Below are 22,824 nucleotides of genomic sequence, written 5' to 3'. Positions count from 1 at the left end.
GGAGTCTCCTTTGTTCTTTGAGCGCCACGGTGGTGGTGAGCGAGTCATTCTCGTTCACTTGGATGGACAGGACCCTGAGGCGCGCGAAGATCCGCAGGAGTTTCAGGAACTGGCTAATTCGGCGGGCGCCGAGACCGTTGCGTTTTTTAACGTACCGCGTCATCGGCCAACCGCCAAATACCTGATTGGCAGTGGCAAGGTCGAGGAGTTGCGAGACCTGGTCCATGCCGAGAAGGCCGATCTGGTGATTTTCAATCACATCCTCACGCCCAGTCAGGAACGTAACCTCGAACGTGTTTTCGAGTGTCGCGTGATTGACCGTACCGGTCTGATTCTCGATATTTTCGCCCAGCGCGCCCGGACCCATGAAGGCAAGCTCCAGGTCGAACTGGCCCAGCTTGACCACATGAGTACCCGACTGGTTCGCGGCTGGACTCACCTTGAGCGTCAGGGTGGCGGTATCGGCATGCGCGGCCCGGGTGAAACCCAGCTGGAAACCGACCGCCGTCTGCTGCGGGTGCGCCTGCGCCAGATCAAGGGCCGTCTGGAGAAAGTCCGCAGCCAGCGTGAGCAATCGCGACGCGGCCGGTCCCGTGCGGATATTCCCACTGTGTCCCTGGTGGGCTACACCAACGCCGGCAAGTCCACGCTGTTCAATAACGTGACCAAGTCCGAGGTGTACGCGGCTGACCAGTTGTTTGCCACACTGGACCCGACCTTGCGCCGTCTGGAACTGGACGACCTTGGGCCGATCGTTCTGGCCGACACTGTAGGTTTCATCCGTCACTTGCCGCACAAGCTGGTCGAGGCATTTCGGTCTACGCTCGAAGAGTCGAGCAACTCCGACCTGCTGTTGCACGTGATTGATGCCGCCGAACCGGATCGCATGTTGCAGATCGAGCAGGTGATGGTGGTGCTGGGCGAGATTGGGGCCCAGGACTTGCCGATCCTCGAGGTATACAACAAACTCGATTTGCTTGAAGGCGTTGAGCCACAAATCCAGCGCGATGCCGATGGCAAGCCGCAACGGGTCTGGCTGTCGGCCCGTGATGGCACGGGTCTGGAGCTGCTCGAGCAAGCCATCGCCGAGTTGCTGGGCAGTGATTTGTTCGTGGGTACCTTGCGTTTGCCGCAACGATTCGCTCGACTGCGTGCGCAGTTTTTCGAGATCGGTGCGGTGCAGAAAGAAGAACACGACGAAGAAGGCATCAGTTTGCTGGCCGTTCGTTTGCCCCGGGTCGAGCTGAATCGACTGGTAAGCCGCGAAGGATTGCAGCCGATGGAATTCATCGAGCAACACACTTTGCAATAAAAGCCTGACAAAGCGGTTGTGCCGCAACGGCAGGCATTCTGTAGCATTGGTTGGCGCGCCGTGGGTGCGTCTTTGCTTTATCAGATGGAGAGCGCTATGGCTTGGAATGAGCCGGGTGGCAACTCGAATAATCAGGATCCTTGGGGTGGCAAGCGCCGCAATAACGGCGACCGCAAGGGGCCACCGGATCTCGACGAGGCCTTCCGAAAGCTGCAGGAAAGCCTGAACGGGTTGTTCGGTGGTGGTAAGAAACGCGGTGGTGATGACGGCGGTGGTTCGGGCAGGAGCGGTGGCGGCTTCGGCGGTCTGCTCGGCATCGGCCTCGTGGTGCTGGCGGCTGTCTGGCTGTACAGCGCGGTCTATGTGGTGGACGAGCAGGAGCAAGCCGTGGTGCTGCGCTTCGGCAAGTACTACGAGACCGTCGGCCCGGGCCTGAACATTTACTTCCCGCCGATCGACAAGAAGTACATGGAAAACGTCACGCGTGAGCGTGCGTACACCAAGCAGGGCCAGATGCTGACCGAAGACGAGAACATCGTCGAAGTGCCGCTGACCGTGCAGTACAAGATCAGCAACCTGCAGGATTTCGTGCTGAACGTCGATCAGCCGGAAATCAGCCTCCAGCATGCGACTGACAGTGCCCTGCGCCACGTGGTGGGTTCCACCGCCATGGACCAGGTGCTGACCGAAGGTCGTGAATTGATGGCCAGCGAAATCAAGGAGCGTCTGCAACGCTTCCTCGATACCTATCGCACCGGTATCACCGTTACTCAGGTCAACGTACAGAGCGCAGCGGCACCGCGTGAAGTGCAGGAAGCCTTCGACGACGTGATCCGTGCCCGTGAAGACGAGCAGCGTTCGCGTAACCAGGCTGAAACCTATGCCAACGGCGTGGTGCCGGAAGCCCGTGGTCAGGCCCAGCGTATCATCGAGAATGCCAACGGTTACCGCGACGAAACGGTCTCGCGCGCCAAGGGTGAGGCTGATCGCTTCACCAAACTGGTCGCCGAGTATCGCAAGGCCCCTGAAGTCACCCGTGAGCGTCTGTATCTGGACACCATGCAGGAAGTCTTCAGCAACACCAGCAAGGTACTCGTGACCGGCAACAAGAACGGCCAGAGCAACCTGCTTTACCTGCCGTTGGACAAAATGATTCAGAACAGTTCGGGCAGCAATGCACCGGTCACCGGTTCGGCCGCCGCCAGCAGCAACACGGACGTCACGCCGCATGTCACTGACCTGCCGCAGTCGCGCACAAGGGAGACCCGCTGATGAGCAATAAATCGCTGATCGCCCTTATTGTTGGCGTCGTTGTAGTCCTGGTGGGCTGGAATTGCTTCTACATCGTCGCTCAGACCGAGCGTGCGGTGCTGCTGCAGTTCGGCCGTGTGGTTCAGGCTGATGTTCAGCCGGGCCTGCATGTGAAAGTGCCTTACGTTAACCAGGTGCGTAAATTCGACGCACGCCTGATGACGCTGGATGCACCGACGCAGCGCTTCCTGACCCTGGAAAAGAAAGCCGTGATGGTCGATGCCTATGCCAAGTGGCGCGTGAAAGATGCCGAGCGCTTCTACACCGCGACTTCCGGTCTGAAGCAGATCGCCGACGAGCGTCTGTCCCGTCGTCTGGAATCCGGTCTGCGTGACCAGTTCGGTAAGCGCACCCTGCACGAAGTGGTGTCGGGTGAGCGTGATGCGCTGATGGCTGACATCACTGCGTCGCTGAACAGGATGGCGGAAAAGGAGCTGGGGATCGAAGTTGTCGATGTCCGGGTCAAGGCCATCGACCTGCCGAAAGAAGTGAACCGCAGTGTGTTCGAGCGTATGAGCACCGAGCGTGAGCGTGAAGCTCGCGAGCACCGCGCCAAGGGTAACGAGCTGGCCGAAGGCATCCGTGCCGACGCCGATCGTCAACGCCGCGTGCTGCTGGCGGAAGCCTATCGTGAATCCGAAGAGATTCGCGGTGACGGCGATGCCCAGGCCGCTGCGATCTACTCCAAGGCCTACGGTCAGGATCAGGAATTCTATGGTTTCTACCGTAGCCTGCGCGCCTACCGTGAAAGCTTCGCGAACAAGTCCGACGTACTGGTCCTCGACCCAAGCAGCGACTTTTTCCGTTACCTGGAAAAGGCCAAGCCTTGATACGACGTTGACCTGAATCACTCCGCCCGGCGGCTAAAACCTCGGGCGGGGTGATCCTTTGGGAAAACGTGTGTATGATGCGGCAGCCGGGAAATTCCCGGCTTTTTTGCGTCTGCACGTTTGATTGCTGTTTTTTGTTGCAGGTGCCGGGTTGAATGGCCCGAGCGTTTTTCGAGGAAAGTGATGGGCGAAGCCGGTAACAGGCCTTTCGCCGCGTCGTTCATGCGCGTGCGTTTTCAACGCGCCGGTCATTTTCTGCTTCACTCAAGGCTCGCCCTCGGGCTGGCCGCCCGGATCAAAGGGGAATGGCGTAATGGCAACGGTAGACCGCTGGCTGCTGCCAGATGGCATCGAAGAAGTACTGCCACCGGAAGCGGCGCGCATTGAAGTCGCGCGTCGTCAGGTGTTGGATCTGTTCCAGAGCTGGGGTTACGAGTTTGTCGTGACTCCCCATATCGAGTACCTGGAATCCCTGCTGACCGGCGCGGGCCAGGACCTGGATCTGCGTACCTTCAAGGTCATCGACCCGCAATCGGGCCGGCAGATGGGGTTCCGTGCCGACATCACGCCGCAAGTGGCGCGCATTGATGCGCACACTCTGCGGCGCGAAGGCCCGAGCCGCCTGTGCTACGCCGGCAGCGTACTGCATGCCCAGCCGCGTGCACTGTCGTCCTCGCGCAGCCCGATCCAGCTGGGCGCCGAGTTGTACGGTGATGCCAGCCCGAGCAGTGACGTTGAAGTGATCAGCCTGATGCTGGCCATGCTGCAACTGGCCGATGTGCCGGATGTGCACATGGACCTCGGTCATGTCGGCATCTACCGTGGTCTGGCGCGCGCCGCCGGTCTGTCCGGTGAAGTCGAGCAGCAGTTGTTCGATGCGCTGCAACGCAAGGCCATCGACGAGGTCATTACCTTGACCGAAGGCTTGCCGGCCGACCTGTCCGGCATGCTGCGCGCGCTGGTCGATCTGTGTGGCGGTCGTGAAGTGCTCAGCGCTGCCCGCGAGCGTCTGGCCAATGCGCCGGCGCCGGTGCTGGCCGCACTGGAAGACTTGCTGGCGATCGCCGAGCGTCTGTCGGCGCGTTTCCCGCAGCTGCCGCTGTATTTCGACCTGGGCGAGCTGCGCGGCTACCACTACCACACGGGTGTGGTGTTCGCGGTGTTCGTGCCGGGCGTTGGCCAGTCCATCGCCCAGGGCGGTCGTTACGACGACATCGGCGCCGACTTCGGTCGTGCCCGCCCGGCAACCGGCTTCTCTACCGATTTGAAAACCCTGGTGACCCTGGGGCGTGCTGAGATCGAGCTACCGTCTGGCGGTATCTGGATGCCTGACAGTACGGATGCGGCACTCTGGCAGCAGGTTTGCCAGTTGCGCAGTGAGGGTCAGCGTGTCGTTCAGGCCTTGCCTGGACAACCTTTGGCCGCCGCCCGTGATGCGGACTGCGACCGGCAATTGATTCAGCAGAACGGGCTTTGGCAAGTATCGCCACTGGCTTCTTGAGTTTTCCTGCCGGCCAACGCCGGCACCAAGTTTGCGCGAATGAGGACAAGTGTTATGGGTAAGAATGTCGTAGTCCTGGGCACCCAATGGGGTGATGAGGGCAAAGGCAAGATCGTTGATCTGCTGACCGAACATGCTGCCGCCGTAGTGCGCTACCAAGGTGGCCACAACGCTGGCCACACCCTGGTGATCGACGGCGAAAAAACCGTCTTGCACCTGATCCCGTCGGGCGTGCTGCGCGAAGGCGTGCAGTGCCTGATCGGCAACGGCGTGGTGGTTGCGCCTGACGCTCTGCTGCGAGAAATCACCAAGCTGGAAGAGAAAGGCGTACCGGTGCGCGAGCGCCTGCGTATCAGCCCGTCCTGCCCGCTGATCCTGTCCTTCCACGTAGCGCTGGACCAGGCTCGTGAAAAGGCCCGTGGCGAGCTGAAGATCGGTACCACCGGTCGCGGCATCGGCCCGGCATACGAAGACAAGGTTGCACGTCGTGGCCTGCGCGTTGGCGACCTGCTGAACATGCCGCGCTTCGAAGACAAACTGCGTGAGCTGGTGGATTACCACAACTTCATGCTGGTCGGTTACTACAAAGAGCCGGCCATTGAGTTTGAAAAGACGCTGGCCGAGTGCAAGGAATACGCTGAACTGCTCAAGCCGCTGATGCTGGACGTCACGGCCGAGCTGCACGACCTGCGTCGCGCCGGCAAAGACATCATGTTCGAAGGCGCCCAGGGTTCGTTGCTCGACATCGACCACGGTACCTATCCGTACGTGACCAGTTCCAACACCACCGCCGGTGGCGTGGCGACCGGTTCGGGCGTTGGTCCGATGTTCCTCGATTACATCCTGGGCATCACCAAGGCTTACACCACTCGCGTAGGTTCGGGCCCGTTCCCGACTGAGTTGTTTGACGAAGTGGGTGCACACCTGGCCAAACAAGGTCACGAGTTCGGCGCTACCACCGGCCGTGCCCGTCGTTGCGGCTGGTTCGACGCCGTTATCCTGCGTCGCGCTATTGATGTGAACAGCATCTCGGGCATCTGCCTGACCAAGCTGGACGTACTCGATGGTCTGGAAACCATCAACATCTGCACCGGCTACAAAGATGCACAAGGCAACGCCGTTGCACCGACCGACGCTGACAGCTACGTGGGCCTGCAGCCTGTGTACGAAGAAGTGCCGGGCTGGACCGAATCGACCGTGGGTGCCAAGACCCTGGAAGAGCTGCCGGCTAACGCTCGTGCCTACATCAAACGCGTTGAACAGTTGATCGGCGCGCCGATCGACATTATTTCGACGGGCCCGGACCGCAACGAAACCATCGTTCTGCGTCATCCGTTTGCTTGATAAGTCGTTGATGTAAAACCACAAAGGCCCCTTCATCGGGGCCTTTGTCGTTTATGCCTGTTGGACGGCATGACCTTTGCTGTGAATCTGTCTACAAGAGTGCCATCAAATTAATGGCGTCAGAAGTAGAGGTATTCACAGTGTCGGCCGTTCTCTCACTGTTACAAAGCCGTTTGTTGCGCCCCGTGTTCGTTACCCTTGGTATCGCCCTTTTGGTGCAAGTGTTGGTGGCCGTTGCCCTGACGCGGAGCACCGTCACGGCGCTGGAAGCCGATCTGGGTGTGCGCCTGGGGACTGATAGCCAGAAACTCTCCGGTGAGCTGGAGCAGGCCGGGCGCGAAGTCACGTCGAGCCTCGATGCCTTGTCCGCCAGTACCCGTCAGCGTCTGACTGCCGGCCTGTCTTCGCGCCTGAAAGAAGAGCAGGCGCAACTGCGTGCGACGCTGGAAAAGGATCTGAAAGATTCGGCCAATGACATGGCGCAATTGCTCGCCTCGGTCGCACCCCGCGCCATGTGGGACAGCGACGTGCCGACCCTGTCCGAGTTCGCCCGGCGTGCCCAGCGCAATCCCAATGTGTTGTTTGTGGTCTACGACGACGCCACCGGCCAGCACTTGACCCGTTATCTCAATCGCGAAAACCCGATCAACAAGGCCCTGCTGGAAAAGGGGCAGGGCGAGCGTGCGCTGGATAAAGTGCTGGATGCGGCGAAAAACGATCCGTCGGTCTACTACCTCGAAGCCTCGATCAACCCCAACGGCGTGGAAATCGGCAAAGTGCTGATGGGTGTCTCGACCGCGTCGGTGGAAACCGATCTGGCGGCGCTCGATAAACGTTTCTCGGCGTTGATCGCCAGCAGTGATCAACTGGTCGGCGACAGCCTCAAGGGGGCCGCTGCCGATAGCGCCAGCGCGATGCGCGGGCGCCTGCAATCGGCGCAGTCCACCGCCGCCGAGATGAAAGCCAATACCACCAGTACCGTGCAGGACGCTGCGGCGACTCTGCGCTGGCGGATCGGCCTGGGCCTGGCGCTGGTCGGTTGCGCAGTGTTGCTGCTGCTGGCCGTGGTGTTGGGGCATCGGGTGGTCAATCGCCTGAAGATGCTCAACGCAGCGATGGACGATCTGGCGGCGGGCGAGGGCGACCTGACCAAGCGCGTGCAGATCAACAGCAAGGACGAAATCGGCGACATGGCGTCGGCGGTCAATCGCTTTGTGGATAAGTTGCAACCGATCGTGCGTGAGGCGGGCGACGTGGCCCAGCGTACCGGCGTCGAGATCGGTGCCATGACCCTGCGCAATGCCGGTGCCGATGCGGCGGCCGGGATGCAGCGTGACGAAGTGGCCGAGAGCTTGCGCGCGCTGTCGCAAATGGCCGATGAGGCGCAATCGGAAAGTCAGGCGATGCAAGCGGCGTTGAAGCAGGTGGTGGATATTCGTCAGGCCACTGACGAAAACACTCGCACCTCGGCCAAGGTCGGCAGTTTGATCGAAGCGCTGGCCGGGCAGGTCGATACCGGGGCGAAAGTCATCGAGCGCCTGGCGCAACAAAGTGAACAGATTGAAGTGGTGCTGACGGTGATTCACGGCATCGCCGAGCAGACCAACCTGTTGGCGCTCAACGCGGCCATTGAGGCGGCGCGGGCCGGTGAAACCGGTCGTGGTTTTGCCGTGGTGGCGGACGAAGTGCGTGCGTTGGCGAGCAAGACGCAAAGCTCTACCGGCGACATTCAGGCGCACATCGTCGCCTTGCAGCAGGGCGCACGTGAGGCGGTAGAGGCTATCGGTCAGGCCGGGCGTCAGGCCAGCGAAGGTTTGCTGGTGTTGCGCGACAGTGCGCGGCTGCAACAGTCGGTGCAGGCCTCGGTCGAGCAGGTGCATGCGGCGATTGGCCTCGCGACACAAGCAGCCGCGCATCAGGCGCAGGGTGCTCAGGCTGTACGTGGGCGAGTCGAGACGATTCATGCGCAGGCCGAGAAAGCGGCGCAAGCGGTAGTGGAGACCACGGCCAGTGGCAAGGTGCTGGATGGGTTGGCAGCGCAGCTCAAGGCTAGTCTGGGGCAGTTCAGGGCTTGATGCTGTCTGGTTTGGCCTCATCGCGAGCAGGCTCGTTCCTACAGAGGAAGCGCATTCCGATGTAGGAGTGAGCCTGCTCGCGATAGCTATTTCAGCGGCTCAGATACATCCGCGTCGTCAGCAGATACACCGGCAGCCCCGACACCAAAATCAACAGCGCCGCATAAGGCGCCGCCGCCGCAAACTCGACATTCGCGGTATGCGCCCAGACTTCCGTCGCCAGTGTGTTGAGCCCGGTCGGGCTCAGCAACAGCGTCGCGGTCAGTTCCTTCATCGCATCGAGAAACACCAGCGCAAACGCCGCGCCCAATGCCGGGAAAATGATCGGCAATGTCACCCGGCAAAACGCTGTGAACGACGACGCCCCCAAGGTGCGCGCGGCCTCTTCCAGCTGCGGTGCAGCCTTATTCAGTGCCGTACGAATCGGCGCCTGCGCCAGCGGCAAAAACAACAATGCATAGGCAATCAGCAACAGCGCCGACGTCTGATACAGCACCGGCACGTAATGCAGGGCGAAATACACCAGCGTCAGCGCGATCACCAGGCCCGGCAAGGCGTGGAGCAGATACGGCAGGCGCTCGGCCCAGATCGCCAGTCGGCCCTTGTAACGCACCACCAGCAACCCGACCGGCACCGCCAGCAGCAGGCACAGCCCGGCGCCGCCGAGCGACAAGGCCAGCGAAGACAGCAGGGCCTCGGTGATCGCCCCGACCGGGAAGGCTGCCGATGAGCCCACCGCCAGCCAGTACGCGAGCATGCCTAGCGGAATCCCGCTGCCGACAATCGCCAGCAACAGGCAATACAACTGACCGGCAACCGCCCAAGGCCCCAACCGCACTTGCTCGGCCTGACGCGCAGCACCCTGGCCGGTGCGCACATGCCGACCCTTGCCGCGCACGCGCAGTTCCAGCCACAACAGCACCAGGCACAGCGCCAGCAACACCGCCGACAGCATCGCGGCATTGGCGTTGCTGAACTCCAGCTCGAACTGCTGATAGATCGCTGTGGTGAATGTTTGCAGGCCGATGATCGACAGCGCGCCGAATTCAACCAGCATGTGCAGGGCAATCAGCAGCGAGCCCGCCAGCAGCGACGGCCACAGCAGCGGCAGGGTAACGCGGAAAAACACACCCCAGCGGTTCTGTCCCAGGGTGCGGGCGGATTCCTCAAGGGAGGGATCGAGATTGCGCAAGGTCGCTGCGACCGGCAGAAAAATCAGCGGGTATTTCGACAGACTCATCACCAGAATTGCACCGCCGAGGCCTTCGAACTGCGCGCTCAGCGACACCCAGGTGAAGCTGCTGACAAACGCCGGTACCGCGAACGGCAGACATAGAATCACGCCCCACAGACGCCGCCCCGGCAAATTGCTGCGCTCCAGCAGCCAGGCCAGCGATAGGCCAATCACGGCGCAGGTGATGGTCACACCGACCATCAGCGCCAAGGTATTGCACAGCAGGCCGAACACGTAAGGGCGCCACAACAGGTGCAGCGCCTCGGCCCAGCCCGCTTGCCAGGCCTTGAGTCCGACGTAGGCCAATGGCAATACGCTCATCACCACCAGCAGCAATACCGGCAGCACCAGCCAGATCGACGGTCGCTTGCGCCGGGGTACGTAACCCCCGCGCGCGGCGGGGGCGGATAACGATGCGACCATCAGTTCAAGCCAACTTCGCGTTCCAGTTCCAGCGCTTCTTCGGCATTGCCCAGATCGGCCGGGGTCACGTTCGGCGCTTCCAGCTCGCTGAACGGCTTGAGCCCACGATCCGATTCCATGCCTTTGTGCAGCGGGTATTCGGCGGTGGTCTGGGTGATCACGCGCTGACCTTCTTCGCTGGCCATGTAGGCAAGAAATTGTTGAGCTTCTTTTGGATGTTTGCTGGATTTCAGCACGGCAGCGCTGGACACGGTGATCAGGCCGCCGACGTCACCACCGCTGAAGTAATGCAGCTTCGAGTCCAGCTTGCCTTTTTCCCGTTGCAGGGCGAACCAGTAGTAGTTGTTCACCAGCACGGTGGCGACTTCGCCGTTTTCCACGGCTTTGAGCGCGACCATGTTGTTGCTGTAGGTCTTGCCGAAAGCGCGCAGGCCGGTCAGCCATTCTTCGGCGGCGTCACGACCATGCATCTTGATGATGGCCACGGCTTGTTCCTGAAACGCGCCGCTGGTTGGCACGAAGCCGACTTTGCCTTGCCACTGTGGATTGGCGAAATCCAGGACTGATTTTGGCAGGTCTTTTTCGTCGACCAGTTTCGGGTTGAAAGCGACCACGCGAACCCGTGCCGTCACGCCAATCCAGGTGCCGTTAGCCGCGACGTATTTTTCCGGCAGTACGGCCAGGGTCGCGTCATCGGCCTTGGCCAGCAGACCCTGTTCGCCAAGGTTGTTCAGCGGTGGGGATTCTTCGGTGTAAATGACGTCGGCGGGGGAGCGGTCGCCTTCCTCGATGATCTGGCTGGCGAGCTGGTTGCTGCTGCCTTTGCGCACGTTGACGTGAATGCCGGTCTTGGCTTCAAAGGCCTTGGCGATCGCGTCGCCGACTTCCTTGTGCTGGCCGTTGTAAAGAGTCAGGGAAACCGTATCGGCAGCCTGGGTGAGGGGAGAGGCGAGTGCCAGGCCGAGCAGGGTGAAGGTCAAGCCTCGGCGCAGGGTATTTCGAAACGTCATTCGCAGGGTTCCTCACTGTCGCATTGCAAAAACTTGCAACAATGATAAACGATATTGTTTCTCAAGTGCGCCTTGCGGTGAGGCTGGCGTTTTGATAGGTGCGATGGTGATGGGGTTTCGGGAAGCCAGAAACGCAAAAACCCGCTTTCGCGGGTTTTTGGGAAACTCAAGGCCGTAACCTTGAATTTGAATTGGTGCCCAGAAGAAGACTCGAACTTCCACGACCGTAAGGTCACCAGCACCTGAAGCTGGCGTGTCTACCAATTTCACCATCTGGGCAATCATCGCTAGCGTTGCCGCTGTTGATGTGGCGCACTATACGGAGCGCGTTTTGATCTGTAAACCCCTGATTTAATTTTAATAAATCAGTTTTAAGAAAACCCGGGCTTAGAATGCAAAAAACCCGCTTTCGCGGGTTTTGTGTGAGCTTTGAAACTGATCTAGTCTCAAACTCGAAATTGGTGCCCAGAAGAAGACTCGAACTTCCACGACCGTAAGGTCACCAGCACCTGAAGCTGGCGTGTCTACCAATTTCACCATCTGGGCAGTATCGTTAACGCTTGTGCGTCGTCGATGGCGCGCACTATACGGAGCGCCTTTTTAACTGTAAACCCCTGTCAGCAAAAAATATGATTTTTTTTACCGGCGGTGTTCAAAACGGCTTTCAAGCGACGATACAGACCCTCATAAGGGCCTTATATAGTCGGAAATTTCCCGTTTCATGGCGCCTATGCCAAACTAACCCGCATATAGACAAGGTGAAAACTCTCTAATGGCCGATTGGCAGTCCCTCGATCCCGAGGCCGCTCGTGAAGCGGAAAAATATGAAAACCCTATTCCTAGCCGCGAACTGATCCTGGCGCATCTCGCCGATCGGGGTTCGCCTGCTGCCCGTGAGCAACTGGTCGAAGAGTTTGGTCTGACCACAGAAGACCAGATCGAAGCCCTGCGCCGCCGTCTGCGCGCCATGGAGCGCGATGCTCAACTGATCTACACCCGCCGTGGCACTTACGCGCCGGTCGACAAGCTCGACCTGATCCTCGGCCGCATCAGCGGTCACCGTGACGGTTTCGGCTTCCTGGTGCCGGACGACGGCAGCGACGACCTGTTCATGAGCCCGGCGCAAATGCGTCTGGTATTCGATGGCGACCGTGCGCTGGCACGTGTTTCCGGTCTCGACCGTCGTGGTCGCCGCGAAGGCGTGATCGTCGAAGTGGTCTCGCGTGCTCACGAAACCATCGTCGGTCGCTACTTTGAAGAAGGCGGTATCGGCTTCGTCGTCGCGGACAACCCGAAGATCCAGCAGGAAGTGCTGGTCACTCCGGGCCGCAACGCCAACGCGCAGATCGGTCAGTTCGTCGAGGTGAAAATCACCCACTGGCCGACGCCGCGCTTCCAGCCGCAAGGCGACGTGGTTGAAGTGGTCGGCAACTACATGGCGCCGGGCATGGAAATCGATGTCGCTCTGCGCACTTACGACATCCCGCACGTCTGGCCTGAAGCCGTTCTCAAAGAAGCGGCCAAGCTCAAGCCGGAAGTCGAAGAAAAAGACAAAGAGAAGCGCGTCGACCTGCGCCATCTGCCGTTCGTCACCATTGACGGCGAAGACGCCCGCGACTTCGACGATGCTGTTTATTGCGAAGCCAAACCGGGCAAGCTGCGCCTGTTCTCCGGTGGCTGGAAGTTGTACGTGGCGATTGCCGACGTTTCCAGCTACGTGAAGATCGGTTCGGCGCTGGACAACGAAGCCCAGGTGCGCGGCAACTCGGTGTACTTCCCTGAACGTGTGGTGCCGATGCTCCCTGAGCAGCTGTCCAACGGCCTGTGCTCGCTGAACCCGCACGTCGATCGTCTGGCCATGGTTTGCGAGATGACCATCTCCAAGTCCGGCGAAATGACCGACTACTGCTTCTATGAAGCGGTGATTCACTCCCACGCGCGTCTGACCTACAACAAGGTCAGCGCGATGCTGGAAACCCCGAAAGCCACCGAAGCCCGCAAGCTTCGTGGCGAATACACCGACGTCGTGCCGCACCTCAAGCAGCTTTATGCGCTGTACAAAGTGCTGCTGGCGGCTCGTCACGTGCGTGGCGCGATCGATTTCGAAACCCAGGAAACCCGGATCATCTTCGGTTCCGAGCGCAAGATTGCCGAAATCCGTCCGACCACCCGCAACGATGCGCACAAGCTGATCGAGGAGTGCATGCTGGCGGCCAACGTGGCCACTGCCGAGTTCCTCAAGAAGCACGAAATTCCTGCGCTGTATCGCGTCCACGACGGCCCGCCACCGGAGCGTCTGGAAAAACTGCGCGCCTTCCTCGGCGAGCTCGGTCTGTCCCTGCACAAAGGCAAGGATGGCCCGTCGCCGAAGGATTATCAGGCCCTGTTGGCGAGCATCAAGGACCGTCCGGACTTCCATCTGATCCAGACCGTGATGCTGCGCTCCCTGAGCCAGGCGGTGTACAGCGCCCAGAACGAAGGTCACTTCGGCCTGAACTACGAAGCCTATACCCACTTCACCTCGCCGATTCGTCGTTACCCGGACTTGCTCACGCACCGCGCCATCCGCAGCGTGATCCATTCCAAGCAGGACACCCCGCACGTTCGTCGTGCCGGCGCGATGACCATCCCGAAAGCGCGGATCTATCCTTACGACGAGGCGGCGCTGGAGCAACTCGGCGAGCAGTGCTCGATGAGCGAGCGCCGTGCCGACGAAGCGACCCGCGACGTAGTGAACTGGCTCAAGTGCGAGTTCATGAAGGATCGCGTGGGCGAATCGTTCCCGGGCGTGATCACCGCCGTGACCGGTTTTGGCCTGTTCGTCGAGCTGACCGATATTTACGTCGAAGGCCTGGTGCACGTCACCGCGCTGCCGGGTGACTACTACCATTTCGATCCTGTGCATCACCGCCTGGCGGGCGAGCGCACCGGTCGTAGCTTCCGTCTCGGCGATACCGTTGAAGTGCGTGTCATGCGCGTCGACCTCGACGAGCGCAAGATCGACTTCGAGATGGCCGAAAAAACCATCAGCGCGCCGATCGGTCGCAAAAAACGTGGTGCTGAAACTGCAGCTCCAGCGGCCAAGGTTTCGGAAGAAAAGGCCCCGGCTAAAACTGCCAGCCGTCGTCCTGCCAAGGAAAAAGCCGCAGAAGCCTATCGCCCGAGCGACGCCGTGGCGAAAAACGCCGAGTTGCGCAAAAGCCGTGAAATGAAGAAAGCGCTGCTTTCCGATGCCAAAAACGGTGGTAAAGCGGCGTCCGGGGGAAAGACCGGACGGTCGGCGCCTGACAAGGCGACCGGCGGCAAGCCAGCCAAACCGAGCAAACACCGTAAAGGCCCGCCGAAAGCGGGTTCTGCTCCAGCCAAAAGTGGCGGGGCACGTAAACCGAAGGCGAAGTCATGAGTCAGTTGGAAAAAATCTACGGCGTTCACGCGGTAGAAGCGTTGTTGCGTCACCATCCGAAACGCGTCAAGCAGATCTGGCTGGCCGAAAGCCGCAACGATCCGCGGGTGCAGACCCTGATCGAGCTGGCCAATGAAAACCGCGTTCAGGTCGGTCAGGCCGAGCGTCGCGAAATGGATGCCTGGGTTGAGGGCGTGCACCAGGGCGTGGTGGCGGACGTCAGTCCGAGCCAGGTCTGGGGCGAGGCGATGCTCGATGAGCTGCTTGATCGCACCGAAGGCGCGCCACTGTTGCTGGTGCTCGACGGCGTGACCGATCCGCACAACCTCGGCGCCTGCCTGCGTTCGGCGGATGCCGCCGGTGCGCTGGCGGTGATCGTGCCGAAAGACAAGTCGGCGACCCTGACGCCCGTGGTGCGCAAAGTCGCCTGCGGCGCGGCGGAAGTGATTCCGCTGGTGGCAGTAACCAATCTCGCTCGCACCCTGGAAAAGCTTCAGCAGCGCGGTCTGTGGGTGGTTGGCACGGCAGGTGAGGCCGAGGTCAGCATTTATGACCAGGACCTGACCGGCCCGACCATTCTGATCATGGGCGCCGAAGGCAAAGGCATGCGCCGCCTGACGCGCGAGCACTGCGACTATCTGGTGAACCTGCCGATGGCCGGCAGCGTCAGCAGCCTCAATGTGTCCGTGGCAACCGGTGTGTGCCTGTTCGAAGCGCAGCGTCAACGCGGCGCCAAGGCCAAGGCTGCCGCTTCGCGCAAGCCTTAAGCATTTAGCTGCAAGCCTCAAGCTAAAAGCGGACCCGCTTGCAGCTTGAGGCTCGATGCTTACAGCTGCTGTTCAAATATTCACCAATTGCCTTGCACCTCTGCAGTCCCTTCTCTACAATTGCGCCCCTTGCTGTGACGGCAGGCACCGATGTGCCCCGCGCCAGCAAGTCCATAAGTGTCATTCACTCCTTGTCTGACCGTTTTTGAGCGGCAGGCTACAACCCGTAAGGAGCATTCATGCGTCATTACGAAATCATCTTTCTGGTCCACCCTGACCAGAGCGAGCAAGTCGGCGGCATGGTTGAGCGTTACACCAAGCTGATCGAAGAAGACGGCGGCAAAATCCACCGTCTGGAAGACTGGGGCCGTCGTCAACTGGCCTACGCAATCAACAATGTTCACAAGGCTCACTACGTGATGCTGAACGTTGAGTGCACTGGCAAGGCTCTGGCCGAGCTGGAAGACAACTTCCGCTACAACGATGCAGTGATCCGTAACCTGGTCATCCGTCGCGACGAAGCCGTTACTGGCCAGTCCGAGATGCTCAAGGCTGAAGAAAACCGCAGTGAGCGCCGTGAGCGTCGCGACCGTCCTGAGCACGAAGGCGTTGATAGCGCTGATAGTGATGACAGCGACAACAGCGATAACGCTGACGAGTAATCCACGGACCTTTTAAGGAGCCTATCAAATGGCACGTTTCTTCCGTCGTCGTAAATTCTGCCGCTTCACCGCTGAAGACGTGAAAGAGATCGATTACAAAGATCTCAACACTCTGAAAGCCTACGTATCCGAGACCGGCAAAATCGTTCCAAGCCGCATCACCGGTACCAAAGCTCGTTATCAGCGTCAGCTGGCCACCGCTATCAAGCGCGCCCGCTTCCTGGCCCTGCTGGCCTACACCGACAGCCACGGCCGCTGAGACCGGGCAGTCGACAAGTAGCAAAGGATTGAATGCATGCGTGCCTTAGCTGAGTTCATCATGCGAGGCCGTATGCAGGCCACTCTCGTGGTGGCCGGATGTGCAACATTGCCGTTGTTGTATTGGTTGGGTGCTGCCGCAGGGAGCCTTGTGCTGCTGCGGCGCGGACTGACGGACGCCCTGGGTGTTCTGTCTCTGGGGCTGCTGCCGGCGTTGATCTGGTGGCTGTATGCCGATGACCCACGGGCACTTCTGGTGCTGCTGGGGTCTTCGGGACTTGCGTTGGTTTTGCGCGCAAGTGAGTCCTGGGTTCGTACGCTGCTGGTCAGCGTAGCGATTGGCGTGGTGTTTTCAGTGGTGCTCGGGGCGGCGTTTGCGGCCCAGATCGAGATGCTCGCGCAGGCCTTGATAAAGGTCATGCCGGCGCTTCTCGGTGAAACCTACAAGCAATTGTCGGTCGATGAGCAAGCGCATTTCGCGTCCCTGATTGCACCCGTGCTGACCGGACTGATTGCGGCACTGTTGCAGATCGTCAGCGTGCTGAGCCTGATTGTCGGGCGGCATTGGCAGGCGTTGTTGTACAACCCGGGTGGTTTTGGTCGCGAGTTTCGCGCCATCCGGATCCCGCTGGGGCCGGCGATGTTGCTGCTGGCGTTGATGCTTCTGGGCCCGAATCTCGGTGCACAGATGGCCATGTTGACGCCGTTGTGCAGTGTACCGCTGGTGTTCGCCGGACTCGCCCTGATTCACGGGCTGGTCGGGCAGAAGCGACTGGCCGGTTTCTGGCTGGTGGGGTTGTACGTCACGCTGCTGTTGTTCATGCAGCTGATCTATCCGTTGCTCGTGGTTCTGGCCATTGTCGACAGCCTGATTGATTTTCGCGGTCGTCACGTGTCGAAAGACACCGACAGCGCGAACGGTGAAGGTTAAAAGTTAAGAGGATTTCCACATGCAACTGATCCTTCTGGAAAAAATCGCCAACCTGGGCAACCTGGGCGACAAAGTAAACGTTAAGGCCGGTTACGGCCGTAACTACCTGCTGCCTTTCGGCAAAGCTACCGCTGCGACCGCTGCCAACCTGGCTGCGTTCGAAGAGCGTCGCGCTGAGCTGGAAAAAGCCGCCGCAGACCGTAAAGCATCGGCTGAAAGCCGTGCTGCCCAACTGGCCGAGCTGGAAGTGACCATCACTGCCACCGCTGGCGACGAAGGCAAGCTGTTCGGTTCGATCGGTACTCACGACATCGCTGACGCACTGACCGCCTCCGGCGTTGAAGTGCAGAAGAGCGAAGTTCGTCTGCCGAACGGCACCATCCGCAACGTGGGTGAATTCGACGTGGCTGTGCACCTGCACGCCGAAGTTGAAGCCACCGTACGCGTTGTCGTGGTAGCAGCTTAAGCAACACCTGATCGGCTGGCGGCTTGTCCGTCAGACGGTTAACATCGGGCACGATCCTGTTTACAGGTCGTGCCCTTTGTCTTTCTGAATTCCCTGTTTTTCCAAACAAACACAAGTGGCCATGAACGATATCTCCGCTCCCGAGCAATACGATCTGCAAACCGCTGCCCTGAAGGTGCCGCCGCATTCCATCGAGGCCGAACAGGCTGTGCTCGGTGGTCTGATGCTGGACAACAACGCCTGGGAACGCGTGCTCGATCAAGTCTCCGACGGCGATTTCTATCGGCATGACCACCGTCTGATCTTCCGTGCGATCGCCAAACTGGCCGATCAGAACATGCCGATCGACGTCGTGACCCTGTCCGAGCAACTGGACAAGGAAGGGCAGACTTCGCAGGTCGGTGGCCTCGGTTACCTCGGCGAGCTGGCGAAAAATACGCCGTCCGTCGCCAACATCAAGGCCTATGCGCAGATCGTTCGCCAGCGGGCGACGTTGCGCCAGTTGATCGGCATCAGCACCGAAATCGCCGACAGCGCCTTCAACCCCGAAGGTCGCACCGCCGAAGAGATCCTCGACGAGGCCGAACGGCAGATCTTCCAGATCGCCGAAGCGCGGCCGAAGACCGGCGGCCCGGTGGGCGTCAACGAACTGTTGACCAAGGCCATCGACCGCATCGACACCCTGTTCAACACCGACAACGCCATCACCGGCCTGTCCACCGGTTACACCGACCTCGACGAGAAGACCAGTGGCCTGCAACCGGCCGACTTGATCATCGTCGCGGGCCGTCCGTCGATGGGTAAAACCACCTTTGCGATGAACCTGGTGGAAAACGCGGTGTTGCGCAGCGAGAAGGCCGTGCTGGTGTACTCCCTCGAGATGCCAGGTGAATCGCTGATCATGCGTATGCTGTCGTCGCTGGGTCGTATCGACCAGACCAAGGTTCGTTCCGGCCAGCTGGAAGACGACGACTGGCCACGCCTGACCTCGGCAGTCAATCTGCTCAACGATCGCAAGCTGTTCATCGACGACACCGCGGGCATCAGTCCGTCGGAAATGCGTGCGCGCACCCGGCGTCTGGTGCGTGAGCACGGCGATATCGGCCTGATCATGATCGACTACCTGCAACTGATGCAGATTCCCGGCTCCAGCGGTGACAACCGGACCAACGAGATTTCCGAGATCTCGCGTTCCCTCAAAGCCCTGGCCAAGGAGTTCAATTGCCCGGTGGTTGCCCTGTCACAGCTCAACCGTTCCCTGGAGCAACGCCCGAACAAGCGCCCGGTGAACTCCGACTTGCGGGAATCCGGAGCGATCGAGCAGGACGCCGACGTGATCATGTTCGTGTACCGGGACGAGGTGTATCACCCGGAAACCGAACACAAGGGCATTGCCGAAATCATCATCGGCAAGCAGCGTAACGGCCCGATCGGCTTCATCCGTCTGGCGTTCATCGGTAAGTACACGCGTTTCGAAAACCTCGCGCCGGGCAGTTACAACTTCGACGACGACGAGTGACCGTCGGCCGACCTCATTCGGCCAACGGTCTCTCTCAGTGTCATTCAGCTTCGCGGGTTGTCTGTTCGTCCGTGCTGCGGGCAGCCTGCTCACTCAGCTCTTGCCGGGTCAGCGTCTCGACCAGCGCCGCTTCCTCGATTGCCAGTGAAGCCTGCAGTGCCCTTGACTGCTCGTCATAGTCGGCAAACGCCAGTGTCTTCGCGTTATGTGCGTCGTCGAGCGTCGACTGACGATCCTGGAATGGCTGACGCTGGGATTCGAACTGCGACCGGTACTTGTGTGTGACGAACTCCTGCCAGAACTCCCGCGAGATCAACGCCTGAAATTCTTCTGGAGAATTATCCAGCGCAATGACTTTTTCGTAGGCGGCATCCAATTGGGCCTTTGACACGTTGGCCAACTGTGCAAAGCCCATCCGCTCGGGTTGTCCCGGCAGTTGCAGGCGATCTTTCAGGCCGTGGCGGTAGGCGAGCCGGATTTCGACCTCCTCCTGTACATGGGCCGCGCCTGCCTGGGTTCCTCGCGTTTCGCTGATGGCCGCTTCACGCCGTGCGATGTCCGCCGATGCGATTTTGTCCACCTCGTGCAGGCGGAACAACGCTTTGGAAAGCGCTGACAGCTCCGGGCCTTGTGCCTGGTCACGGGCCTGGGTCCGCGCGTTGTACATCATTGTCCGCACTTCAAGATTGGCAAATGTGAAGGCCGCCCGGTCACAGCAGGTCGCTTCGCCCGCCCGAGAGAAAAGCTCCCTGCGCAAGCGTTCGGACTCCGGACTGTTTTCGGTGATGCTATCAATCACCTTCCAGACCCTTTGCTGCAGTGCCTGGTGGCCGGCGGGATCTTGCAGCAAGCGTTCAAGGGTATCGAACAAACCGTCCGAACCTTGCTGATCACGCAGGGTCTGCCATTGAGTTCTCCTGGCGGACACCTCGTCGGCGGACAGGCCGGCGGTCCAGCGTGCCATCGGGTCGTCAGCCATGGCCCGAACGACGGCCGGGCCCCGTCCGCGGGCGGAGTCGATCAGATTGTTGCGGCCGGTCAACGGTGTCTCGGCTTCTATCAGGCGTTCGTTGTAACGGTTGAGGCGTGTAAGGGTTTCCGCGGATAACGGATTTCTGCCAATGTCGGTGACGTTGTTGACCCGTGCGGTGTGCGCCAGGCGCTCGTCCGGTGGTGCGATGACCGCGTCGTGAATCTCCGTGATCCGGTTGTGACGCAGATTGACGGTGTCGAGCAAGGGCTGGTCGACAAGTCCCGTGGGGAATGCATCGATGCCAGTGTTCGCCAGATTGAGCGAACGCATATCGAGGATCTGGCTGAAGTCCGGGGTGATAGCCAAATGAGGGTTGTCGTTCAGCCACAGGGCGCGCAGTGTGCTGCGTCCAGCCAGAACCTGGGCGCTCTCGGCGGTCAGGGCAATCTGGTTGTCCTGCAAAAACAGACGGGTCAGACCGTGCATTTCGCCAACGGCGGGCGGTAGTTCACGCAGTTGATTGCGCGAAAGGTCCAGCCAGCGCACATGGCGAAAACGGGTCAGAAAACCTTCGGGCGACGTGCTCAGGCTCATGTTGCTCAGTTTCAGCGAACCGACATGACTGAAGTCCACATCAATGTCCGGCAGGCTGGGCAGGTTCAGACCGCTGAGGTCCAGCTCGAGGCCGATCGGCGTTTGGTCGTTGGCCAGTTTCTGCGGTGTTTCACGCCGCCAGCAAGCGAGTATCCGATTGCTCGCCTCGGTCCGGTCGTTACGGTTTTGCGCGTTGATCTGCAATTGATTCGCCCGAATATAGCGCTGACGGATGCCACCGCCGGAAAACACCCAGGCATCGAGCTGGCCTTTCAGCATGCTGAACTCCTGTTCGAGGTTATTGAGCCGGATGCCTGCGGCGTCCTGTTCAAGGCTCCAGATGAAGTCCCGACAGGCCTTGATGCTTTTGCCCGGATACAAGCGCCGATAGCGCTGAACCCCTGAATCTTCGGTATCAAAGGCTGTCGGGTGCGTCGTCTTGATCAGCTCGGGATGTTCTCTGTTCAGTCGCCGCCAGTAACTGTCGAATTCTCTCCAGTAGCCCGGAGGGAAGTCGTTACCCGCCAGGTGTGTGACCGAGTTGATACGCGCCACTGACGCCAGGCGTTCTGCGGCCGGATTAATGAAGGCCTGTGGCACTTCCCGAAGCGCGTTGTGGCTCAGATTCAGGTCTGTCAATGCGCTCATCTCCTCCAGGCCTGTCGGCCAGTGAGTGATTCCGGTGTGACTGAGATCCAGCGAATTCAATCCGGACATGCCACTGAAGTCCGGTGTGTTGTTCAAAGGATTATGGGAAAGGTCGAGCGCAATCAACTGGTTCAGGCCGGCCAGCCTTGCAGCGCCTTGCTGATCCAGTTCTATGTGGTTCGAGCTCAAGTCCAGCCGTGTCAGCTTGCGCATGTCCGCCACCGGAGCCGGTAGTTTTTCAAGGCTGGAATGCTTGATGGACAAGCTGTGCAGGTCGGAAAAACCGGACAGAAAAGTCTCGGCGGCAGCCGACCCGTTGACGCCCGAAAGCGTTAACACGCGCACGTGACGGAAATCCGCGCTCAGTACCGGCAGGGATATGCCTTCGGCGGACAATATCAGCCGCGCCGCGGTCTCGTGACGCCAGCAGCGTTTGATCTCATCGGCGATCAGCTTCGCCTTGACCTCTGAAGCTGAGGAGGTCTGCGCGCCGCTTTCGATCCAGGCAAGCAAATCCTTTTTCAGGGTTTTGTATTCAGCTTCCTTGCGAGTCAGCGCGGCGCTGGCGGTGTCGCCAAACGACTGGAGCCAGGTCGCAACCTGTTGATCGTCAAAGGAGGGGAACAGTTTGCGCACGCGAGGCTCCAGCCTTTTCGGGCGATTGACGAAAGCGGCCAAGCGCTCGGCCAGACTTTGGCGCACCGGCCGTTCCGGTTCGCCACGGCGCATTCCGCCCGTTCCCGCGACGTTGACGCCCACCCAGCCATCCCGGGGATCGAACACGATGGCTTCCGATCGGCCGGGACGAGTGGCGACATACACGTTGTCCGGGTCACGGGCCACCGGATCCTGCGTCCGGATGATGCGCATCACCGCCGCGTGGGGCGACGACGCCTCCTGATCATGCAAGACCTGATAGGTGCGTTCGTGGATCACCACGTAGAGTTTGCCCTCGTGACGGATCAGGCCGTCGCCATCGACTTCGACGTAGGCGAAGTCCAGCGTTGTCCGGAAGGCTTCAAGGCGGGTTTCGGACAGTGTGAAGATGATCGACTCAAGGTCCGGGCGCGGATGCCAGAGCGCGCTGTCGACATCACGCACCAGCACCGGGCCGGAAGGGGTCAGTTCGCTGTGCAGTCTGGCGCGGTACAGACCGGTCAACGGATCGATGCCGATCTGCACGGTGCCGCCGTCCGGCACATCGACATATGGGCGTCCCTTGAGTGTACGAAAACCTTGTGCGTCAGCCTCCGGCAAGCGTGCGCCAGTGGCGATCCAGTAGGACTCGATGGCTGTTTGCGCACGGGGCGAAGGCAGGGTTGCAGCCGTCGGCAGCTCATGAACGGTCAATGGAGGGGCTGGCGCAATCGCATCGGGATTGACGTCGGGTCGTGCTCTACCAGGCTCGGGGTGGTACCGCGCCAGCGTCGTGGTTGGCGCCCAGACATCGATCCGGCCCGGTCTGTCGAGCGACGACGAGGGGGCCAGTGCGGGGGAGGTCGCAGGGGAATGGATGTCGACAGTGGTGGTGCCTCTGACGGGGGGGCGAATCTTCATATTTTC

The 22,824-nt window shown here is 60.3% G+C and carries 16 protein-coding genes and 2 tRNA genes; 13 read left to right on the top strand and 5 right to left on the bottom strand.

Translation table 11 applies throughout. From position 1 onward, the window contains the following. The first annotated feature begins 10 nt into the window (after positions 1 to 10). The 6 genes from hflX (at position 11) to PseuLF5_RS18920 (ending at position 8,373) form a co-directional block, all read left to right on the top strand. On the top strand, positions 11 to 1,312 hold the full coding sequence (hflX, locus tag PseuLF5_RS18945; protein ID WP_123470910.1) for a ribosome rescue GTPase HflX: 1,302 nt from the start codon (positions 11 to 13) through the stop codon (positions 1,310 to 1,312). A gap of 96 nt (positions 1,313 to 1,408) precedes the next feature. Then, positions 1,409 to 2,584: an FtsH protease activity modulator HflK gene (gene hflK / locus PseuLF5_RS18940; RefSeq protein WP_123470912.1), complete on the top strand. Its 1,176-nt coding sequence runs from the start codon at positions 1,409 to 1,411 to the stop codon at positions 2,582 to 2,584. Further along, positions 2,584 to 3,453 carry a protease modulator HflC gene (gene hflC, locus PseuLF5_RS18935; RefSeq protein ID WP_123470914.1) on the top strand — a complete coding sequence of 290 codons (870 nt, stop codon included), beginning with the start codon at positions 2,584 to 2,586 and terminating at the stop codon, positions 3,451 to 3,453. Before hflK ends, hflC begins: the two co-directional genes overlap by 1 nt. A gap of 313 nt (positions 3,454 to 3,766) precedes the next feature. Then, a complete protein-coding gene (locus PseuLF5_RS18930; protein ID WP_123470915.1) occupies positions 3,767 to 4,954 on the top strand; it encodes an ATP phosphoribosyltransferase regulatory subunit in 1,188 nt (395 codons plus the stop codon). Positions 4,955 to 5,008: 54 nt separating this feature from the next. After that, positions 5,009 to 6,298: an adenylosuccinate synthase gene (locus PseuLF5_RS18925; RefSeq protein ID WP_123470917.1), complete on the top strand. Its 1,290-nt coding sequence runs from the start codon at positions 5,009 to 5,011 to the stop codon at positions 6,296 to 6,298. Between the two features lie 140 nt (positions 6,299 to 6,438). Next, positions 6,439 to 8,373 (top strand): methyl-accepting chemotaxis protein, encoded by a 1,935-nt coding sequence (locus PseuLF5_RS18920; RefSeq protein ID WP_123471170.1) that lies wholly within the window; start codon positions 6,439 to 6,441, stop codon positions 8,371 to 8,373. Between the two features lie 91 nt (positions 8,374 to 8,464). On the opposite strand, the gene PseuLF5_RS18915 is transcribed toward PseuLF5_RS18920, so the two are convergent. The 4 genes from PseuLF5_RS18915 to PseuLF5_RS18900 all read right to left on the bottom strand — a co-directional run bounded on the left by PseuLF5_RS18915 (position 8,465) and on the right by PseuLF5_RS18900 (position 11,586). Further along, positions 8,465 to 10,030 carry an ABC transporter permease gene (locus tag PseuLF5_RS18915; RefSeq protein WP_340134309.1) on the bottom strand — a complete coding sequence of 522 codons (1,566 nt, stop codon included), beginning with the start codon at positions 10,028 to 10,030 and terminating at the stop codon, positions 8,465 to 8,467. Further along, entirely contained in the window at positions 10,030 to 11,040 is a 1,011-nt protein-coding gene (locus tag PseuLF5_RS18910) for an extracellular solute-binding protein (protein WP_340134308.1), read from the bottom strand. The genes PseuLF5_RS18915 and PseuLF5_RS18910 overlap by 1 nt, the downstream gene beginning before the upstream one ends. Before the next feature lie 192 nt (positions 11,041 to 11,232). After that, positions 11,233 to 11,319, bottom strand: a tRNA-Leu gene (locus PseuLF5_RS18905). Between the two features lie 180 nt (positions 11,320 to 11,499). Then, positions 11,500 to 11,586: transfer RNA gene (locus PseuLF5_RS18900), tRNA-Leu, on the bottom strand. Positions 11,587 to 11,812: 226 nt separating this feature from the next. Between PseuLF5_RS18900 and rnr the strand changes: the two genes are divergently transcribed. The 7 genes from rnr (at position 11,813) to dnaB (ending at position 19,046) form a co-directional block, all read left to right on the top strand. Then, positions 11,813 to 14,443: a ribonuclease R gene (gene rnr / locus PseuLF5_RS18895; RefSeq protein ID WP_222833780.1), complete on the top strand. Its 2,631-nt coding sequence runs from the start codon at positions 11,813 to 11,815 to the stop codon at positions 14,441 to 14,443. After that, positions 14,440 to 15,210 carry a 23S rRNA (guanosine(2251)-2'-O)-methyltransferase RlmB gene (gene rlmB, locus PseuLF5_RS18890; protein ID WP_128614582.1) on the top strand — a complete coding sequence of 257 codons (771 nt, stop codon included), beginning with the start codon at positions 14,440 to 14,442 and terminating at the stop codon, positions 15,208 to 15,210. The genes rnr and rlmB overlap by 4 nt, the downstream gene beginning before the upstream one ends. Positions 15,211 to 15,449: 239 nt before the next feature. After that, positions 15,450 to 15,872 (top strand): 30S ribosomal protein S6, encoded by a 423-nt coding sequence (gene rpsF / locus PseuLF5_RS18885; protein WP_123470926.1) that lies wholly within the window; start codon positions 15,450 to 15,452, stop codon positions 15,870 to 15,872. Positions 15,873 to 15,900: 28 nt separating this feature from the next. Beyond that, positions 15,901 to 16,131: a 30S ribosomal protein S18 gene (rpsR, locus tag PseuLF5_RS18880; RefSeq protein WP_002551829.1), complete on the top strand. Its 231-nt coding sequence runs from the start codon at positions 15,901 to 15,903 to the stop codon at positions 16,129 to 16,131. Between the two features lie 36 nt (positions 16,132 to 16,167). Continuing rightward, entirely contained in the window at positions 16,168 to 17,061 is an 894-nt protein-coding gene (locus tag PseuLF5_RS18875) for a hypothetical protein (RefSeq protein WP_123470927.1), read from the top strand. A 19-nt stretch (positions 17,062 to 17,080) separates the two neighbouring features. Then, complete coding sequence (rplI, locus tag PseuLF5_RS18870) at positions 17,081 to 17,527, top strand: 50S ribosomal protein L9 (protein ID WP_003221136.1); 447 nt, start codon at positions 17,081 to 17,083, stop codon at positions 17,525 to 17,527. A 121-nt stretch (positions 17,528 to 17,648) separates the two neighbouring features. Further along, positions 17,649 to 19,046, top strand: coding sequence for a replicative DNA helicase (dnaB, locus tag PseuLF5_RS18865; RefSeq protein ID WP_053277211.1), 1,398 nt, complete (start codon positions 17,649 to 17,651; stop codon positions 19,044 to 19,046). Between the two features lie 40 nt (positions 19,047 to 19,086). Here dnaB and PseuLF5_RS18860 read toward each other — a convergent pair whose 3' ends face one another. Next, positions 19,087 to 22,818, bottom strand: a complete 3,732-nt coding sequence (locus tag PseuLF5_RS18860; RefSeq protein WP_340134307.1) for an NEL-type E3 ubiquitin ligase domain-containing protein — start codon at positions 22,816 to 22,818, stop codon at positions 19,087 to 19,089. Between the last annotated feature and the right edge of the window lie 6 nt (positions 22,819 to 22,824).

This window comes from Pseudomonas sp. LF-5 (genome assembly GCF_037626295.1).
GTDB classification, from domain to species: Bacteria; Pseudomonadota; Gammaproteobacteria; order Pseudomonadales; family Pseudomonadaceae; genus Aquipseudomonas; species Aquipseudomonas monsensis.
This window is presented reverse-complemented; position numbering and strand designations above follow the sequence as displayed.

Excerpts from the sequence above, each read along its gene's own strand:
- rpsR (WP_002551829.1), top strand. The coding sequence starts at position 15,901 with ATGGCACGTTTCTTCCGTCGTCGTAAATTCTGCCGCTTCACCGCTGAA.
- hflK (WP_123470912.1), top strand. The coding sequence starts at position 1,409 with ATGGCTTGGAATGAGCCGGGTGGCAACTCGAATAATCAGGATCCTTGG.
- rlmB (WP_128614582.1), top strand. The coding sequence starts at position 14,440 with ATGAGTCAGTTGGAAAAAATCTACGGCGTTCACGCGGTAGAAGCGTTG.
- hflC (WP_123470914.1), top strand. The coding sequence starts at position 2,584 with ATGAGCAATAAATCGCTGATCGCCCTTATTGTTGGCGTCGTTGTAGTC.
- rnr (WP_222833780.1), top strand. The coding sequence starts at position 11,813 with ATGGCCGATTGGCAGTCCCTCGATCCCGAGGCCGCTCGTGAAGCGGAA.
- PseuLF5_RS18925 (WP_123470917.1), top strand. The coding sequence starts at position 5,009 with ATGGGTAAGAATGTCGTAGTCCTGGGCACCCAATGGGGTGATGAGGGC.
- PseuLF5_RS18910 (WP_340134308.1), bottom strand. The coding sequence starts at position 11,040 with ATGACGTTTCGAAATACCCTGCGCCGAGGCTTGACCTTCACCCTGCTC.
- PseuLF5_RS18860 (WP_340134307.1), bottom strand. The coding sequence starts at position 22,818 with ATGAAGATTCGCCCCCCCGTCAGAGGCACCACCACTGTCGACATCCAT.
- PseuLF5_RS18915 (WP_340134309.1), bottom strand. The coding sequence starts at position 10,030 with ATGGTCGCATCGTTATCCGCCCCCGCCGCGCGCGGGGGTTACGTACCC.
- PseuLF5_RS18875 (WP_123470927.1), top strand. The coding sequence starts at position 16,168 with ATGCGTGCCTTAGCTGAGTTCATCATGCGAGGCCGTATGCAGGCCACT.
- rpsF (WP_123470926.1), top strand. The coding sequence starts at position 15,450 with ATGCGTCATTACGAAATCATCTTTCTGGTCCACCCTGACCAGAGCGAG.
- dnaB (WP_053277211.1), top strand. The coding sequence starts at position 17,649 with ATGAACGATATCTCCGCTCCCGAGCAATACGATCTGCAAACCGCTGCC.
- PseuLF5_RS18930 (WP_123470915.1), top strand. The coding sequence starts at position 3,767 with ATGGCAACGGTAGACCGCTGGCTGCTGCCAGATGGCATCGAAGAAGTA.
- rplI (WP_003221136.1), top strand. The coding sequence starts at position 17,081 with ATGCAACTGATCCTTCTGGAAAAAATCGCCAACCTGGGCAACCTGGGC.